Raw genomic sequence first — 19318 nt, 5'->3', positions numbered from 1 at the left:
CTTTGCGCATGACGGCTTTTCCAAATGCTTATTTTGAAAAGGATAATGATGCCAGAACCGGCAGTAAAGGGGATTTTATCTTTCGAGAAAGCAGCGAAGACGGCACCGAATTCATTTCCATTATGTTTGAAATGAAAAATGAGGCTGATACGACAGCGACGAAGCATAAAAACGAAGACTTTTTCAAAGAATTGGACAAAGATCGAAATGAAAAAGGCTGTGAGTATGCCATTCTTGTATCTTTGCTGGAAATCGATAATGACTTATATAATAATGGCATCGTAGATGTTTCTTATAAATATCCTAAAATGTATGTCATTCGTCCCCAGTTTTTTATTCCAATGATCACGCTGCTGCGAAATGCGGCAAAAAATTCTTTGCAGTATCAGCAGGAACTGCAGAATGTCCGCAATCAGCAAGTGGATATTCTTCATTTTGAAGAAAATATGAATGCATTCAAGGATGGATTTGCTCGCAATTATCGTCTGGCCAGTGATAAATTTGCTACAGCTATTAAAGAAATCGATAAAACCATCGATCATTTGCAGAAGACAAAGGCGGCGCTGATCTCTTCTGAAGATAACCTGAGACTTGCAAACAAAAAAGCCGATGAATTAAGTATCAAAAAACTTACAAAAAATGCGCCTTCGGTCAAAGCGATGTTTGATGAATTAAAAAAAGAGGATCAATAAGATCATAAGAAAAACCACCCGTCTGGATCGGCGGGTGGTCTGTTTTTTACAGGAGATATTTTCTGTCAAGAGAACGGTACTGCAGTACTTCAAGCAGATGTTTCAGAGAGATCTGTTTTTCTCCGGAAAGATCGGCAGCGGTCCTTGCCAGTTTTAAAATTTTATGATAGGCTCTGGCGCTCAGTTCCATCCGTTCAAAGGCGGAGCGAAGGATCTCTTTATCTTTGGGGAGGAGTGTGCAGTATTTTTCAATCTGGGAGGCATCCATTTGTGCGTTGAAATAGATCCCTTCCTTTTTAAAACGTTCCAGCTGTATTTTATGGGCACGAACCACTCTTTCTTTGATGGAAGCGGAAGATTCCGCAGGAGTGGCATTATCGAGATCATCATAGGCCACAGGGGGCATTTCTACCATCAGATCGATACGATCCAGCAAAGGGCCGCTGATCTTTCTGTGGTATTTCATAATTTCGTTGGCGGAACAATGACATTTTTCGCTGTTGCCCAGATAGCCGCAGGGGCAGGGGTTCATGGCTGCTGTCAGCATGAAATCAGAAGGGAAGGTCAGTGTACCGTTGACACGGGCAATAGTTACCTTGCCGTCCTCCAGAGGCTGGCGCATGACTTCCAGAGCGTTTCGCTGAAATTCCGGCAGTTCGTCCAGAAAGAGAACGCCGTGATGAGCCAAAGAAATTTCTCCCGGTTTGGGAATCCGACCACCGCCGGTCAGGGCAGAGGCGGAAATGGTATGGTGGGGGGAGCGGAAGGGTCTTGTTTTCACAAGGGAATTTTTTTCCTTCAAAAGCCCTGCAACGCTGTATATTTTGGTGATCTCAATACTTTCTTCGAAACTCAGATCGGGCAGAATCGTAGGCAGCCGTTTGGCCAGCATGGTTTTGCCGCTGCCGGGAGGGCCGATCAGGAGGATATTATGACCGCCTGCTGCAGCGATCTCCATGGCGCGTTTGGCGTTTTCCTGTCCTTTTACATGGGAAAAGTCCAGATTTTCAAAGGAATTTTCTGCAGCAGTAAAGGATTTTTCTTCGTTTTTGCAAAAAGGTGCGATCTGTTTGCTGCCGGAAAGATGCTCCACGATCTCTGCAACAGACCGAACGGGATAAACAGTCATACCTTCCACCAAAGCGGCTTCTTCTGTATTTTCGGCAGGAACGAAGCATTTCTGCACCCCGCGGCGAAATCCGTCATACATCATAGGCAATACACCATTGACAGGGCGCACAGAACCATCCAGTGACAGTTCGCCCGTCACGATGGCATCCTGCAGTTTTTCGGCAGAAAACAGATTGCAGGCGGCAAGGATTCCCAGGGCAATGGGCAGATCAAAGGAAGCCCCTTCTTTTTTGGTATCGGCAGGAGCCAGATTGACGGTGATCCGTTTGACGGGAAAAGAATAATTGGAATTACGGATGGCAGTGCGGACACGTTCCCGGGATTCTTTTACGGCAGAATCGGGCAGACCAACGATATCAAAAGCCGGAAGGCCATTGCTCAGGTCTACTTCCACATCCACAGGATAACTGTCGATGCCCATCAGTGCAGCGGATTTTATAATAGAAAGCATGTTAAACGCCTCTTTTCTTTGAATAGTTTGATTTCATGATATCAACATTCACTAAAAATTTCAATTTGTATCACAGAATTCCTACATATAAATAAGCGATTATTCACGAAATTGTAAAGTTCGAAAAAATTTAGTATTGAATTTTGGTTAGAAACGATTTATAGTAAAGAACATGATTAAAAAGGGGAAGGAGTGTTCGTATGGAAGAATATTATCTGATGTGGCTGAACCGTGTAGATGGTTTTGGCTTCAAAAGGGTAAATCAGCTTTTGGAACACTTCGGCAGTGCGGAAGCGCTCTGGCATGTGGAACCTGCAGAGATCAGGGCTTTCTGTGGTCTGAGCGAAAAGATGGCCGAACTTTTGATTTCCTCCAGAGATGAGGATCAGCTGAATGACTGGATCATCGAACTGGAAGAAAAAGAGATCGAATTCTATTCCTACTGGCATCCCCGTTATCCTCGCCTTTTAAGAGAAATATCCGATCCGCCTCTGGGCATTTATGTCAGAGGGGAACTGCCGGATGACGATATTGATACGGTAGCCATCATCGGTGCCAGAAAGTGCTCCCGTTATGGGGCAACGGTAGCCTATGACATTGCAAAAGAACTGGGGAAAACCAATGTCGTTGTTGTCAGCGGGATGGCCCGCGGTATTGACAGCGAAGGACACAGAGGAATCATGGATGGCGGCGGAAAAACCATTGCGGTTCTGGGCTGTGGGGTGGATATCTGCTATCCTCCTGAAAATCAGGAACTGATGCAGCGGATCGCAGAAAATGGCTGTGTCATTTCCGAATTTGCGCCGGGCATGCCTGCCATGCCGGGGAACTTTCCCAGCAGAAACCGGATCATTGCGGGCTTGAGCAAAATGGTGGTCGTTGTGGAGGCCGGAAAGAAAAGTGGCACCCTGATCACTGCTGACCTTGCGCTGGACTACGGTAGGGATGTATTCGTTGTTCCCGGAAACGTGACCAGTGCATTGAGCAAAGGTACAAATGAACTGATCAAACAGGGCTGTCCCATCATCACAGAGGGGAATGATATCCTGATCGCTTTGGGGATCGCGTATAAAGAAGAGGAAAAAGTAAAATTTAAAATCAAATCTGCGGAGAATATTTCTGCGGAAGAAAAGGAAATTTATGACCTGATTGAAGCCGAAACACCTATTTCGGCGGAAACCTTATGCCGTAAGCTGCATAAGGATATACAGGATGTACAATATATCTTATCCCTTTTGGAACTGTCGGGGTATATCGTAAAGATCCCGCAGGCAGGCTATATCAGGGCTAATTGAAAAACAGAGGTGAAATAAATGGCAACTGCAGTAGCAGAAAAGAAAAAAACAACTGCCAAAAAAACAACAAAGAAAACAACTGCAAAGAAAACAGGGAAAAAATACCTGGTGATCGTAGAGTCTCCTGCGAAGGCGGCGACCATCGGTAAATTTCTGGGCAGCAACTATAAAATCGAAGCTTCCATGGGACACATCCGTGACCTTCCCAAAAGCCAGCTGGGGATCGATTTCGAAAATGACTTCGAACCCAAATATATCACTATTCGCGGGAAGGGGGAACTTTTAAGCAAACTGCGCAAGGATGCGAAGGCTGCCGATAAAGTATATCTCGCAACTGACCCGGACCGTGAAGGGGAAGCCATCAGCTGGCATCTGCTTCACGCCCTCAATCTGGAAGAAGATAAAAATATCAGCCGTATCACATTCAATGAAATCACCAAAACGGCTGTTAAAAAATCCATCACAGAAGCCAGAGATATCGATATGGATCTGGTGGATGCCCAGCAGGCACGCCGTGTGCTGGACAGGGTGGTAGGTTATACCATCAGTGATCTGCTCTGGAAAAAGGTGAAAAAAGGTCTCAGCGGTGGTCGTGTGCAGTCTGTTGCCCTCCGTCTGGTCTGCGATAGAGAAGAAGAAATCCGTGATTTCATTCCTGAAGAATACTGGACACTTGGCGCAAAACTGACTGATGAAGCAGGGAAAGTATTTGAAGCGAAATTCTATGGCAAGGGCGATGAAAAAATGGAACTTGCCAATGAAGCAGAGACAAATGCCGTACTGAAAGGTCTGGAAAACAAAGCTTTTGAAGTAACGGAAGTAAAAACAGGCTCCCGCCAGAAGAAGCCCGTTGCACCTTTTACCACAAGTACCATGCAGCAGGAAGCCAGCAAACATCTGAATATGGCAACACAGAAAACCATGATGATCGCTCAGCAGCTGTATGAAGGTGTGAATGTAAAAGGGGAAGGTACAGTCGGTCTGGTTTCTTATATCCGTACAGACTCCTTCCGTATTTCCGATGAAGCCTATGCAGCAGCAGTAGACTATATCAAAGGTGCATTTGGCGAAGAATTCGTAAACCCTGAAAGGGTCGTATATAAGTCCAAGGGCAAAACACAGGACGCCCATGAAGCGATCCGTCCTACGGATGTCAACAGAACCCCTGACAGCATCAAGGATTCCCTGTCCAAAGATCAGTATCGTTTGTATAAACTGATCTGGGAACGTTTTGTTGCCAGCCAGATGAGCCCTGCCCAGTATGATACGCTGTCTGTAAAACTGACTGCTGGAGATTACAACTTCCGTGCATCCGGTTCCAGACTGCGCTTTGCAGGTTTTCTGGAAGTATACAGCAAAGGTGAGGAAGAAGACGAAAAAGTTATTCCGAAACTTTCTGAAGGCGACAAGCTGCAGGCAAAGGAACTGCTTCCCGAACAGCATTTTACACAGCCTCCTGCAAGATATACCGATGCTTCTCTGATCAAAACACTGGAAGAAATCGGCGTTGGCAGACCTTCCACATACGCACCTACCTTAACAACGATCCAGGCTCGTCATTATGTGACAAAAGAAGCGAAAAACCTGTTCCCTACAGAACTGGGGGAAATGGTCAATGAGATCATGAAAGGGTATTTCCCTGATATTGTGGATATTGACTTTACTGCCAATATGGAAGACCGTTTGGATGACGTGGAAATGGGTAAGGAAGAATGGAAACAGATCATCCGTGATTTCTACCCCGGTTTTAAAGAAAGCGTTGATGATGCAGCAGAAAAATTGGAAAAAATCGAGATCAAAGACGAAGAGAGCGACGTGATCTGCGAGAAATGCGGCAGAAACATGGTCATCAAATATGGCAGATACGGGAAATTTCTGGCCTGTCCCGGTTTCCCCGAATGTCAGAATGCGAAGCCTTATTTTGAAGAAGCAGGTGTGAACTGTCCCGAATGCGGCGGCAAGGTTCTCATCAAGAAAACAAAGAAAGGACGCGTATATTACGGCTGCGAACATAATCCTGACGAATGCTCCTTTATGAGCTGGAATAAGCCAACAGGGGAAAAATGTCCCAACTGCGGCAGTCCTCTGGAAGAAAAGGGGAGAAAGAACCCCAAAATCGTATGTTCCAACGAAAAATGCGGCTTTGTGATGGATAAACCTGCAGACGAAACGGAAGAATAAAATCGATGCAAAAAAACAACTGTATTTTCTCAAAAACTTTTCAAAAAATGAGAAAAAACGGTTGTTTTTTGTATTTTGTTATGATATAATCCCATAGGTAACTTTTAGTACACACGTATCCACTAGAGAGGATTGGTGCTGACAGAGTCAGTTATCCTGCTGAAAGGATGCGGAGGATTAACCAATAGGAGGTTCATAAAATGAGCGTAATTTCTATGAAACAGTTGTTAGAAGCTGGTGTACACTTTGGTCACCAGACAAGAAGATGGAACCCTAAAATGGCTGAATACATCTTCGCTGAAAGAAACGGTATCTACATCATCGACCTGCAGAAAACAGTGAAAAAAGTAGACGAAGCTTATGCTGCAATCTGCAACTGCATCGCTGAAGGCGGCGAAATCCTGTTCGTAGGTACAAAGAAACAGGCACAGGAATGTATCAGAGAAGAAGCTGAAAGATGCGGTATGTACTACGTTAACCAGAGATGGCTGGGTGGTATGCTGACAAACTTCACAACAATCAAAACAAGAATTGCAAGACTGAAAAACCTGGAAAAAATGCAGGAAGACGGTACATTCGATGTACTGCCCAAAAAAGAAGTAGCTAAACTGCTGCACGAAATGGAAAAACTGCAGAAAAACGTTGGCGGTATCAAGGAAATGAAAAAAGTTCCCGATATGATGTTCATCGTTGATACAAGAAAAGAAAGAATCGCTGTTCAGGAAGCTCACACACTGGGTATCCCTACAGTAGCTATCGTAGATACAAACTGCGATCCCGATGAAATCGATTACGTAATCCCCGGTAACGATGACGCTATCCGTGCGGTAAAACTGATCGCTTCCAAAGTAGCTGATGCTGTTCTGGAATCCAAACAGGGTGAACAGGAAACAGCTGAAACAGTAGAAGCTGAATAATTCTAACCAAGGCATTTGCCCGAGCTTCAGCCTAAAACGGGCTGGAGCTCTTTTTTATACTACTCATGGACAAGAATATGTAGGAGGGAATTTAACATGGCTATTACAGCAGCAATGGTAAAAGAACTGAGAGAAATGACAGGCGCAGGTATGATGGACTGCAAAAAAGCTCTGACAGAAGCAGACGGCAACATGGAAAAAGCTGTTGAAATTCTGAGAGAAAAAGGTCTGGCAGCTTCCGCTAAAAAAGCAGGCAGAATCGCTTCCGAAGGTATGGTTGAAATCTTCCTGTCCGAAGACAACAAAGTTGGTGCAATCGTAGAAGTTAACTCCGAAACAGACTTCGTTGCGAAAAACCAGGTATTCAGAGATTACGTTGCAGCAGTTGCAAAACAGGCAGCTGAATCCACAGCAGCTGATATCGAAGCTTTCTTCGAAGAAAAATGGGCTCTGGACGAACAGTTCACAGTAAAAGAAGCTCTGTCTCAGCAGGTAGCTGTGATCGGTGAAAACCTGAACATCAGAAGATTCGAAAGATATACAAAAGCTCAGGCTGGTAAACTGGTTTCCTACATCCACGGCGGCGGCAGAATCGGTGTTATGATCGAACTGGCTTGCGAAAACGAAGCAGACGAACTGGTTGAACTGGGTAAAAACATCGCTATGCAGGTTGCAGCGCTGAACCCTAAATTCATCAGAGAATCCGACGTTCCTGCTGAATTCATCGAAAAAGAAACAGAAATCCTGACAATTCAGGCGAAAAACGATCCTAAAAATGCGAAAAAACCCGACAACATTATCGCTAAAATGATCGAAGGCAGACTGAAAAAAGAACTGAAAGAATTCTGTCTGGTTGAACAGCCTTACGTAAAAGATACAGATATGTCTGTAAAACAGTACATCGATTCCGTAGCGAAAGTAGTTGGCGCACCTATCGAAATTTCCAGAGTTGTTCGTTTCGAAACAGGCGAAGGTATGGAAAAGAAAGAAGAAAACTTTGCTGAAGAAGTTGCAAAAGCAATGAACTAATCAGTCAGTTTTTCTGATTATTATTTAAAAATGAAAAGGAAACGTTTTTGTAGTTTTATGAACTACGGGGCGTTTCCTTTTTTACAGGATAAAATTTACATACATATGCGCATCAGGACAAAATATGGTGGAAATTTTTTGTGATTTGTGTTACATTTATATGGTAAGGAGGCTGTGAAAAATGTATAAGAGAATTGTGCTCAAATTGAGCGGCGAAGCCTTGGCCGGTGATAAGAAAGGCGTTACATTTGATGATACAGTGATCTGGGGGTTGATCGAACAGATAAAATCCGTGATGGAAAAAGGAACACAGGTTTCTCTGGTAATCGGCGGCGGCAATTTCTGGAGAGGCAGAAGCGCAGATTCCGAAATGGATCGTACAAAAGCTGACCAGATCGGTATGCTGGCAACAGTGATGAACGCAATCTATGTGGCAGACGCATTCCGTCAGAATGGCATTAAAGCATTTGTACAGACACCTATCATGATCGGTACAATGACAGAAATGTTTTCTAAGGAAAGTGCGATCGCACATCTGGAAAAAGGTGAAGTTGTTATTTTCGCTGCAGGTATGGGTCATCCCTTCTTCTCTACAGATACGATCACAGCTCTGAGAGGTGCTGAACTGGATGTAGATGGTCTGTTCTTTGCAAAGAGCATTGACGGCGTATATGACGATGATCCTGCGATCAATCCCAATGCAAAGAAAATCGACATCATTAAAGCGGAAGATATCGTGAAAAACAACCTGAAAGTCATCGATATGGCGGCTGCAAACCTTTGTTTCGAACGCAAGATCCCTGTTATTATCTTTGGTCTGAATGAAGAAAACAGCATTGTTCGTGCAGTTGGCGGCGAAAAAATCGGTACCATTGTAACTGTTTAAAGATTTTGTTCACATAGGAGGAAATAATTATGGCATCTGAAATGACAAAACCTTATGAAGAAAAGATGAAAAAAACTCTGGCAGCACTGGACAGTGACTACAGCACAATCCGTGCCGGCCGTGCAAACCCTCATGTTCTGGACAAGATCATGGTGGAATATTATGGCACACCCACACCCTTGAACCAGGTTGGTAACATCTCCGTTCCCGAACCTCGTCTGCTGCAGATCCAGCCTTGGGATACAACTCTGCTGAAAGTGATCGAAAAAGCGATCAATATGTCTGAACTGGGTATCAACCCTAACAATGATGGTAAAGTGATTCGTCTGGTATTCCCTGAACTGACAGAAGAAAGACGTAAAGAACTGACAAAAGACGTTAAAAAGAAAGCAGAAGCTTCCAAAGTTGCACTGAGAAATATCAGAAGAGATGCTCTGGATCACTTCAAAAAAGCTGAAAAAGCGAAAGAGATCACAGAAGATCAGCTGAAAGATCTGGAAGAAGAAACACAGAAGCTGACAGATAAATTTGTTGCTGAAGTAGACGCAAAATGCGAATCCAAGAGCAAAGATATCCTTACAGTTTAATGAACAGAATCACCATGCCCCTCTTTTTCGAGAGGGGCTTTGTTACAGGAGGAAATTATGTTTTTTGGAAAAGAAACAGTTGAGGAATATCAGCTGAATCCTGAAAAAATGCCCAGACATATCGCCATTATCATGGATGGCAATGGTAGATGGGCAACAAAAAGAGCGCTCCCTCGTAAAGCAGGACATAAGGCAGGGGCGGAAGCACTGGAAAAAATTATTTATGCGGCAAAAGATATGGGGCTGGAACACCTGACTGTTTATGCGTTTTCCACGGAAAACTGGAAGCGTTCGGAAGAGGAAGTAGGCGCGATTATGGATCTGCTTCGCATGTATCTGAAGAACTACTTTAAGAAATTCCTGAATGATAATGTACGCATGGATGTGATCGGTGATATCACCCGTTTGGATAAAGATATTCAGAAATCCATTCTGGAAATCGAAGAGATCTCCAAGGAAAAAAACGGTCTTTCCGTGCATATTGCGCTGAACTACGGCGGCAGAGATGAACTGCGCCGTGCAGTGGCAAAAATTGCACAGGATGTGGCAGATGGCAAGCTGAACCCTGCAGAGGTGACGGAAGAGATTATCACCAATGCGCTGGATACTGCAGGTACGCCTGATCCCGAACTTCTGATCCGCACCAGTGGAGAAGAACGCATCAGCAATTTCCTGCTGTGGCAGATTGCATATTCCGAATTTTATTTTTCCGAACTGCTTTGGCCAGACTTTGATAAAAAAGAACTGACAAAAGCAATTTATTACTATCAGAACAGAGAACGCCGTTTTGGCGGCAGATTGAAATGAGGTGACAGTGCATGAAAACAAGAATCATTTCCGCACTGGTAGCTTTGCCTTTGCTGATTTTTGTAATTGTAAGCGGCGGTATGTGGACACATATCGGTATTGCTGTACTTGGTCTTGTTGGGATGTATGAATACAATAAGGCGATTTCCAAAGAAGTAAAAGGGACGCATATCATTGCATATCTTTTTGGCCTGATCTATGTGATCTTCATTGATAAGATCATTTATACAGCGCCGCTGTTCAGTGTGTTTACGTCCTTGTTTACCATCATACTTCTGGTTTACAGTGTGCTTTGCTATAAAAAAACAAATTATGTGGAAGTTGTGGCAGCGTTGTTTGGTTTTTTCTATGCCTGCTTCCTGCTTTCCCATGTATATCTGGTAAGAGAATATGATCACGGGAAACTGCTGATCTGGCTGGCATTTATTTCTGCCTTTGGTTGTGATACAGGAGCTTATTTCACAGGTTATTTCCTGGGTAAAAATAAACTCTGTCCCGTATTGAGCCCTAAGAAAACCATCGAAGGCTCTGTGGGCGGTATCATTACATCCGTTGTGCTGTGTCTGCTGTATGGTGTGTGGATCAATAAAACCCATCCTATTGCAGATGTGAATGTGCTCCTGTTGTGCGGTCTGATCGGTTTTGCCGGTTCTCTTATCTCTCAGATCGGCGACCTGGCAGCATCTTCTATCAAACGTCAGGTTGGCATCAAGGACTATGGTAATCTGATGCCCGGTCATGGCGGGGTACTGGATCGTTTTGACAGTGTCATCATGACAGCACCCGTGTTATACTATATTATGCTGTTCCTCATCAAATAATGGATAGGGAATGAAGGTGTAAAAAATGAGAAAAATATCTATTTTAGGGTCAACGGGTTCTATTGGTACCCAGACACTGGAAGTAGTTGAAAATTTAAAAGATATCAAGGTCATGGCGATCACAGGTAACAGCAATATCAAACTGCTGGAAGAACAGGCAAGAAAATTTCAGCCTGAACTGGTAGCGGTAATGGATGAAGTAAATGCAGCAATGCTGAAGGAAAGACTGGCGGATATGGATATCCGTGTTGTCAGCGGTATGGATGGTCTGGTGGAAGCGGCTACTTACGAAGGTGTTGACACAGTAGTGACGTCTGTGGTTGGCAATGTTGGCCTGAAGCCTACTTTTGAAGCTATTCGCGCAGATAAAAATATTGCGCTGGCCAATAAAGAAACATTGGTTTCTGCCGGTCAGCTGGTTATGGATCTGGCGAAGAAGCATAACATTAAAATTTATCCTGTGGACAGTGAACATTCTGCTATTTTTCAGTCTCTGCAGGGAAACGAAGGAAATCGGATCGAGAGAATCCTGCTGACGGCTTCCGGCGGCCCTTTTCGCAGCAAAAAAAGAGATGAACTGCTGCATGTTACGGCAGAAGACGCCCTGAAACATCCAAACTGGAGTATGGGGGCTAAAATCACGATTGATTCTGCTACGCTGATGAATAAAGGTTTGGAAGTGATGGAGGCAAAATGGCTTTTTGATGTGGATGTAGATCAGATCGAAGTTCTGGTACATCCCCAGAGCATTGTTCATTCTGCCGTAGAATATGAAGATGGTGCGATCGTAGCACAGCTGGGAGAACCGGATATGCGTGTGCCGATCCAGTATGCGCTGACCTATCCCAAGCGTGTGAAAAATCCATTCCCCAGAATTGATTTCACACAGCGGAATCATCTGACGTTCGACAAACCGGATATGGAAACATTCAAATGCCTTTCTTTGGCTTATCGTGCCATGAAAACAGGCGGTACCCTGCCTGCAGTACTGAATGGCGCCAATGAGGTGGCAGTTGCCCGCTTCCTGAAAGGAGAGATCGGTTTCCTTGATATCCCTGAACTGATCGAACGAACCATGGATGCATATACTGTAAAACAGGAATATACTTTGGAAGACCTGCTGGAAGCCGACGCATGGGCAAAGAACTATGCGGCGAAGGTGGTTTTCCAATAAGTATTTGGAGGTGAGGAAAATTTCCTCGTTACTGATCACGATCATTTTATTGGGCGTTCTTGTGATTGCCCATGAGTTTGGACATTTTATTGTTGCAAAAAAAAGCGGTATCTGGGTACAGGAATTTGCCGTTGGCATGGGGCCAAAAATCTATTCCCGTATGAAAGGGGATACGGAATATAGCTTGCGTGCTTTGCCCTTGGGCGGTTTTTGTCGTATGGAAGGGGAAAGCGAAGACGGATCGATCCCCGGCCCTCGTTCTTTTCTGACAAAGTCCGTTGGTGTGCGGTTTGCGGTCATGTTTGCAGGGCCTTTTATGAATTTCCTGCTGGCATTCATTATGATTTTCGGGCTGACGTGTACCAGTTATACGGCTACACCGGAGATCCGCGCTGTCATTCCGGCCTCTGCGGCAGAGGAATCCGGCCTGCAGGTGGGAGATGTGATCCGCAAGATCAATGGCAAGACCATTCATATTTATGATGAACTCTCTTATCTGCTGCAGAGCAATCAGGGAGAACCCATTCGTCTGGAAGTGCTGGGCGCAGATGGACAGATTTACAAATACGAATTAAAACCGAAACTGGACGAAGCTAGCGGCAGATACCTGATCGGTTTCAATCCGAATGTGGAAACCGGGCTTTTTGCAGAACCAGTAGAGGGATACGAAGAAATGACCTTTGCCGAAACAGCCCATTACAGCTTGTTTTCCATGATCAATTATGTGAAAATGACGGCAGAAGGACTTTTGCGTGTATTCACGTTCACAGCAGAAAAAGATGAATACGGCGGCCCGATTGCAATTTTCAAAACAGTGGAAACCAGTTATGAAGCAGGTCTGGAATACAGTCTGACGGCGGCCATCCAGAATGTGGTTTATATCGGTGCGGTACTCAGTGCCAACTTGGGGGTTTTGAACCTCTTCCCGATCCCTGCGCTGGACGGCGGCAAGATATTATTTTTGCTGATCGAAGCAGTCCGCAGAAAGCCGATGGAAGCGGAAACAGAAGGAAAGCTGCAGTTTCTGGGCTTCATGTTCATTATGGGGCTGATGGTTTATGTCCTGTTCAGCGACATTATGAAATATATCCTATAAGCAAACGAGAAACGCCTTACATTGCGAAGGCGTTTTTCTGGATTTATGAAAAGAGTGAGAAAATGGAAAGAAAACTGACAAAAGAAGTAAAAATCGGCAGTCTGCAGATGGGAGGAACCAATCCTGTGATCATTCAGTCCATGTGCAATACGGATACCAGAGATGTGGATGCTACTGTGGCACAGATTATTGCGCTGGAAGAAGCGGGCTGCGAACTGGTGCGCGTGGCTATCCCCGATATGGTTGCGGCGGATGCAGTGGGAGAAATCAAAAAACGGATCCATATTCCTTTGGTGGCAGACATTCATTTTGATTATCGCCTTGCCCTGCGTGTTATGGAACTGGGCATTGATAAAGTACGCATCAATCCCGGCAATATCGGTGATGAAGATAAAATCAGACAGGTTGTGGATATGGCGAAAGAAAAGCATATCCCTATCCGCATTGGCGTAAACAGCGGTTCTCTGGAAAAGGAACTGGTGGAAAAATATAATGGCGTAACACCACAGGGGCTGGTGGAAAGCGCGCTGAAACACGTACGTATTCTGGAAAAATTCGAGTTTTACGATATTGTTGTTTCCATTAAGGCTTCTGATGTGCCTTTTTCTATCGAAGCATACCGCCTGCTTTCCGAAGCCATCCCTTATCCCATCCATGTGGGTATCACAGAGGCAGGTACACCCTATGCAGGTACCATCAAATCTGCAGTGGGGATCGGTACCATCCTGGCTATGGGGATCGGCGATACCATCCGTGTTTCCCTGACGGGGGATCCTGTGGAAGAGATCAAAGCTGCCAGAGAAATTCTGAAAAGTCTTGGCCTGCGTAAATTCGGTATTGAATTTGTTTCCTGTCCGACTTGCGGCAGAACAGAGATCGACCTGATCTCTATTGCGAACGAAGTGGAAGAAAAATGCAGACATATCGATAAAAATATCAAAGTGGCAGTTATGGGCTGTGTGGTAAACGGCCCGGGCGAAGCCAAAGAAGCAGACCTCGGCATTGCCGGCGGTAAAGGTGTTGGTCTGGTATTCAAAAAGGGTGAAATCATCCGTAAGGTAAACGAGGATGAACTGGTTTCTGCCCTGATGGAAGAAATTGAAAAAGCATGAGAGAAATGCAAGAGATAAGAAAGGAGGGAGAACATGACCGTACAGAATTTTGAAAATGTATTTCAGAAGATTTCCTTGTCTTTGGGCGTACAGGAAGCCTTTCAGGAAACAGAAGTGCGCAAACTGACCATTCATAAAAAAGAGCGAATGGTAAGCATGGAAATTGCGGCAAAATCGTTGATCCCTCTGCCAAAATGGGAAAATCTGAGACAAGAACTCCTGCAGAACCTGCCCGGTATTCGGGAAGTGGATATCGATATTACATACGAGCTGGAAGAAAATACGCCGGAACAACTGGCGGAAGGATATTGGGAAAGTATCCAGACATTTGTCGGTCAGCAGAGCAAGGTCTGTGCCGGTGTGATTTCTGATGCAGAATGGAAGATCGTTGACGGTAAGATGCAGATTTTCGTAAAAAATAATATGGCATATTATCTGTCTCAGAAGCATCTGGATGATGCTATTATGAAAATGATCGAAACAGAAACAGGACACCGCCTTCTGGTGCAGTTTAAAAATATACAGGCTTCTGCGGAAGAGAGGGCATTGCTGGAACAGCAGCAGGAACAGAAACTGTTGGAGCTGAGCCAGAAGATCGTTTCCATTCAGACAGAGGCTGTACAGGAAAAAGCAAATGCAGAGGTTGCGGCTGTTTCTTCTTCTATCTCCAAAGGGATCCTCTTTGGTAAGGAAATCAATGGCAATCACAGTAAAATCATTGATACGAAGATTATTGGGGAAGCTGTGATTGTGGAAGGCAGTATTTACAACGTGGAAGCGAAAGAAATCAAAGGGGAAAAATATATTGTTTCCTTTGATATCACTGACCTGAGCGATTCCACTACTGTTAAATTCTTTGTAAAGCGCAGTGTTTTCGATCAGGAGCTGAGCGATAGGATTAAAAAAGGTAAATACCTGCGGGTACAGGGGGATGTGCAGTTCGATAAATACAGCAAAGAAATTAACATCATGGCGAAAAACATCATGACCGCTTCCGCACCTGCACCCAGAATGGATGATTCTGAAGAAAAACGCGTGGAACTGCATCTGCATACCCAGATGAGCAGTATGGATGGTGTGACGCATGTAAAGAAATACATTCAACGAGCCATTGAGTGGGGTCACAAGGCCATTGCTATTACCGATCATGGCGTGGTACAGGCCTTCCCGGATGCCATGAATGCTGTGGGCAAAGCAGACCTGAAGGTTATTTATGGGGTAGAAGCCTATTTGATCGATGATCTGGGCAGTGTGGTGACTATGCCAAGAGGACAATCTCTGGATGATACCTTTGTGGTGTTCGATATTGAAACAACCGGCCTTTCCCGAGAAACGGAAAGCATTACGGAGATCGGTGCAGTGAAACTGCAGGATGGGAAGATTGTGGATCGTTTCAGCACCTTTGTAAATCCCGAAAAGCCCATTTCTGACGAAATTACAAAGCTGACGGGGATCACCGATGAAATGGTGGCAGATGCCCCCGTGATTCAGGATATCCTGCCAGAATTCCTTGCTTTCTGCGGGGATGCAGTTATGGTTGCCCATAATGCCAACTTTGATATGGGCTTCATCCGCACCAATGCAGAACGAAAATGTGGGATCGAAGTGAAAAATACGGTTCTGGATACACTGGAACTTTCCCGTTCCTTGCTTCCTGAATTGAATAAACATAAACTGAATCTGGTCTGTGACCATCTGGGGGTTTCCTTAGAAGGGCATCACAGAGCAGTAAACGATGCAGAAGCAACGGCAGAGGTGTTCCAAAAATTTATCGATATGCTGGTGGAAAAGAAAATCTACCATGTAGATGATATCAATGTATTTTCCAGCCAGACTGTCAATTATAAGAAACTGAAAGCGCACCATGCCATTATTCTGGCGAAGAACTATACAGGGCTGCGGAATCTGTATGAACTGGTTTCCCTTGCCCATCTGGACTATTTCTTTCGCAGACCAAGAATTCCCAAAAGCAAGCTGATCCAGCATAGGGAGGGTCTGATCCTTGGCAGTGCCTGTGAAGCTGGCGAATTATATCGTGCTATTCTGGAGGACAAGCCCAAACAGGTCATCGAAGAGTTGGTGAATTTTTATGATTATCTGGAAATTCAGCCTTTGGGAAATAATAAATTTATGATCGATTCTCCCAGAGTGGAAAATGTGCATTCCATGCAGGATATTATCAATATAAATAAGCGGATCGTTGCACTGGCAGACGAGCATAATAAGCCTGTAGTCGGTACCTGCGACGTACATTTTATCGATCCGCAGGATGCGGCTTTCCGCCGCATCATCATGGCAGCGGAAGGGTTTTCTGATGCGGATAATCAGGCGCCTCTGTATCTCCGTACCACAAAGGAAATGCTGAAGGAATTCGATTATCTGGGGGAAGAAAAGGCACGGGAAGTGGTCATCACCAATACGAATCTGATTGCGGATATGGTAGAAAAGATCAAACCGATCCCTGATGAAACATTTCCTCCGAAAATCGAAGGGGCAGATGATGAACTGAGACAGATCTGCATGGACAAAGCCATTTCCATTTACGGGGATCCTTTGCCGGAAATCGTACAGGATCGACTGGAAACAGAACTGAACTCTATCATCAGCAATGGCTATGCGGTGCTGTATATCATCGCTCAGAAGCTGGTATGGAAATCGGTAGAGGACGGTTATCTGGTTGGTTCCCGTGGTTCCGTAGGGTCTTCCTTTGCGGCGAATATGGCAGGGATCACAGAGGTAAACTCTCTGCCGCCTCATTATATATGTCCAAACTGCAAATATTCTGATTTTGATTCGGAAGTGGTAAAATCCTACGCCATGGAAGAGGCCAGCGGCTGTGATATGCCAGATAAGGACTGTCCTATCTGCGGGCATAAGTTAAATAAAGACGGTCATGATATTCCATTCCAGACCTTCCTTGGGTTTGAAGGGGACAAAGAGCCGGATATCGACCTGAACTTTTCCGGGGACTATCAGCAGAGAGCCCATGCCTATACGGAAGAACTGTTTGGGAAAGGAAAGGTATTTAAGGCGGGTACTATTGGTACGCTGGCGGAAAAAACAGCCTATGCATTTGTCAGAAAATATTTCGATGCTCGTGAAATCACCGCGCATAATGCGGAAGTTATGCGTTTAACAGACGGCTGTACCGGGGTAAAGCGTACTACAGGGCAGCATCCCGGCGGGCTGATGGTCGTTCCCAGTGATCATGATATTCATGAATTCTGTCCGATCCAGAGACCTGCAAACGATGTGAATTCAACGGTAACAACGACCCATTTCGACTATCATTCGATTTCCGGCCGACTGCTGAAACTTGACTTGCTGGGGCACGATGATCCTACGGTAATCCGTATGCTTTATGATCTGACAGGGGTAAATCCTCAGACGGTTCCTCTGGGTGATCCGGAAACCATGTCTTTATTTGAATCACCGAAGGCACTGGGCGTAACGGAAGAGGATATCAACTGCAAAACAGGTACCTTGGGTATCCCTGAATTTGGTACGAAGTTCGTACGAGGGATGCTGATCGATACAAAACCAAAGACTTTTGCGGATCTGCTTCGTATTTCCGGCCTTTCTCACGGAACGGACGTATGGCTGGGAAATGCACAGACCCTGATCGAAAACGGTACCATTACCCTAAAAGAAACCATTTCCACCCGAGACAGTATCATGATCTATCTCATCAACAAAGGGGTAGAAAAGAAGAAGTCCTTCAAAATTATGGAAAAGGTAAGAAAAGGGAAAGGACTGACCGACGAAGACATTGTAGATATGAAGGCGGCCAATGTGCCTGACTGGTATATTGAATCCTGCCAGAAGATCAAATACATGTTCCCGAAAGCCCATGCAGCGGCTTACGTAATGATGGCATTCCGTATTGCCTATTTCAAGATCAATTATCCAGAGGCTTATTATGCTGCCTATTTTACAGTCAGAGCCTGCGATGATTTTGACTATGCATGTATGTGTAAGGGGATCGATGTGGCAAAAGAGGCCATTAAGGAGATCCATGCAAAAGGGCAGGAAGCAACTGCGAAAGATAAGAGTAAACAGACGGTACTGGAAATCATTGTGGAATTTTATGCCCGCGGGTTCAAATTTGCGCCCATCGATCTGTATCGATCCGATGCAAAAAATTTTCAAATCACGCCGGAGGGGTTACTGCCTCCGTTCAGTTCTCTGCAGGGGCTTGGGGTCAATGCGGCTCAGAGTATTGTAGAGGGCAGAAAAGACGGGGAATTCAAGACACTGGAAGAATTGAAGGAAAGAACATCTCTGGGACGTTCTCTGATTGATATGCTGAAGGAAAATGGAGTGTTGGACGGTATTCCGGAAACCAACCAGCTGACATTGTTCTGATCAAAAAGAAAAGCAACCGTATGGAAAACCAAACCATTGGTTGCTTTTTTATTGCTTATAAATAAAGATCCAGTACTTTTTCGGCAAGTTGTTTTTCTGTATTGGCGCGAATGGCCAGTGCCAATGTCATCATAATGCGTTTTGTTTCATCGTCATCGTACATCAGAATGGATTCTTTGCCATAGAAGGACTCATCTGGTTTTCCTTCTGCAGCTCCTGCCAGATAGGTAATGGTTTGTTTCTGCAGGGACACAAACCCTCTGTAAATGGATTCGATCATCCGCTCCTGTTTCAGCTTATTTGGTTCAGATAAAGCGGACTGGAATAAAATACCGATATCCTTGATGGAAAGAACAGATTTTAAATGATAGATCATGATCAGCAGCATCAGGTGGGTACGGCTGTATTTTTTCTTTACCGGAGCGGGAAAGATCTTTGCCTTGGTATAGTTGTTGATCATTGTTTTGGTCAGAACCTTGTCATCATCGTAACGCTTATATTGAGCCAGACATTTATCCATAAATGTCGTTACCTGATCCATGTAAAGGTCGATATTAGGGATATCATCGATCTCAATGATATTGGATAAACGAACCTGAGCGGCGATTTTTGCAACCATCTCATTGAATGTATCCATATGGATTCACCTCGATTTTTATACAAATAAACTACTTGGATTTTATTATATAGTATTTTGAACTAGGTATCAAGATATTGTCATGTTTTTCTCTTGAAACCTTGGGAATATTATGTTATTATATCGATATTGCGATA

15 protein-coding genes are annotated in these 19318 nt (G+C 44.6%); 13 read left to right on the top strand and 2 right to left on the bottom strand.

Annotated elements, in window-relative coordinates; genetic code table 11:
• On the top strand, window positions 1-692 hold a 692-nt coding region (locus ACJMLT_RS05115), incomplete at its 5' end, for a DUF2130 domain-containing protein (RefSeq protein ID WP_405727572.1).
• Window positions 693-738: 46 nt separating this feature from the next.
• Here the strand turns inward: ACJMLT_RS05115 and ACJMLT_RS05110 are convergent.
• A complete protein-coding gene (locus tag ACJMLT_RS05110; protein ID WP_405727569.1) occupies window positions 739-2274 on the bottom strand; it encodes a YifB family Mg chelatase-like AAA ATPase in 1536 nt (511 codons plus the stop codon).
• Window positions 2275-2474: 200 nt separating this feature from the next.
• Between ACJMLT_RS05110 and dprA the strand changes: the two genes are divergently transcribed.
• From dprA to ACJMLT_RS05050, 12 genes are all read left to right on the top strand, one after another.
• Window positions 2475-3569 (top strand): DNA-processing protein DprA, encoded by a 1095-nt coding sequence (gene dprA, locus ACJMLT_RS05105; RefSeq protein ID WP_405727566.1) that lies wholly within the window; start codon window positions 2475-2477, stop codon window positions 3567-3569.
• Window positions 3570-3587: 18 nt separating this feature from the next.
• Window positions 3588-5750, top strand: coding sequence for a type I DNA topoisomerase (gene topA / locus ACJMLT_RS05100; RefSeq protein ID WP_405727563.1), 2163 nt, complete (start codon window positions 3588-3590; stop codon window positions 5748-5750).
• A 200-nt stretch (window positions 5751-5950) separates the two neighbouring features.
• A complete protein-coding gene (gene rpsB, locus ACJMLT_RS05095; RefSeq protein WP_405727560.1) occupies window positions 5951-6667 on the top strand; it encodes a 30S ribosomal protein S2 in 717 nt (238 codons plus the stop codon).
• Between the two features lie 96 nt (window positions 6668-6763).
• Window positions 6764-7696 (top strand): translation elongation factor Ts, encoded by a 933-nt coding sequence (gene tsf, locus ACJMLT_RS05090; protein WP_405727557.1) that lies wholly within the window; start codon window positions 6764-6766, stop codon window positions 7694-7696.
• A gap of 181 nt (window positions 7697-7877) precedes the next feature.
• Window positions 7878-8582, top strand: coding sequence for a UMP kinase (gene pyrH / locus ACJMLT_RS05085; protein WP_405727554.1), 705 nt, complete (start codon window positions 7878-7880; stop codon window positions 8580-8582).
• Window positions 8583-8611: 29 nt separating this feature from the next.
• Complete coding sequence (frr, locus tag ACJMLT_RS05080) at window positions 8612-9169, top strand: ribosome recycling factor (RefSeq protein WP_405727551.1); 558 nt, start codon at window positions 8612-8614, stop codon at window positions 9167-9169.
• Between the two features lie 57 nt (window positions 9170-9226).
• Complete coding sequence (locus ACJMLT_RS05075) at window positions 9227-9976, top strand: isoprenyl transferase (protein WP_405727548.1); 750 nt, start codon at window positions 9227-9229, stop codon at window positions 9974-9976.
• 11 nt (window positions 9977-9987) lie between these two features.
• Entirely contained in the window at window positions 9988-10797 is an 810-nt protein-coding gene (locus ACJMLT_RS05070; protein WP_405727545.1) for a phosphatidate cytidylyltransferase, read from the top strand.
• 25 nt (window positions 10798-10822) lie between these two features.
• Window positions 10823-11971 (top strand): 1-deoxy-D-xylulose-5-phosphate reductoisomerase, encoded by a 1149-nt coding sequence (locus ACJMLT_RS05065; protein WP_405727542.1) that lies wholly within the window; start codon window positions 10823-10825, stop codon window positions 11969-11971.
• Window positions 11972-11981: 10 nt separating this feature from the next.
• Complete coding sequence (locus ACJMLT_RS05060) at window positions 11982-13067, top strand: M50 family metallopeptidase (RefSeq protein ID WP_405727539.1); 1086 nt, start codon at window positions 11982-11984, stop codon at window positions 13065-13067.
• Between the two features lie 62 nt (window positions 13068-13129).
• Complete coding sequence (gene ispG, locus ACJMLT_RS05055) at window positions 13130-14179, top strand: flavodoxin-dependent (E)-4-hydroxy-3-methylbut-2-enyl-diphosphate synthase (protein WP_405727536.1); 1050 nt, start codon at window positions 13130-13132, stop codon at window positions 14177-14179.
• 33 nt (window positions 14180-14212) lie between these two features.
• Window positions 14213-18544 (top strand): PolC-type DNA polymerase III, encoded by a 4332-nt coding sequence (locus tag ACJMLT_RS05050; protein WP_405727533.1) that lies wholly within the window; start codon window positions 14213-14215, stop codon window positions 18542-18544.
• 55 nt (window positions 18545-18599) lie between these two features.
• Here the strand turns inward: ACJMLT_RS05050 and ACJMLT_RS05045 are convergent, their stop codons facing one another.
• The gene (locus ACJMLT_RS05045) at window positions 18600-19181 is read right to left on the bottom strand and encodes a DUF1836 domain-containing protein (protein WP_405727530.1); all 582 of its coding nucleotides are present in this window, start codon (window positions 19179-19181) and stop codon (window positions 18600-18602) included.
• Window positions 19182-19318: the final 137 nt, after the last annotated feature.

Source organism: Anaerotignum sp., from assembly GCF_045122575.1.
In the GTDB taxonomy this organism is placed as follows: Bacteria; Bacillota; Clostridia; order Lachnospirales; family Anaerotignaceae; genus Anaerotignum_A.
Note: the sequence above shows the minus strand (reverse complement) of the source record. Positions and strands in the feature narration are given on the sequence as shown.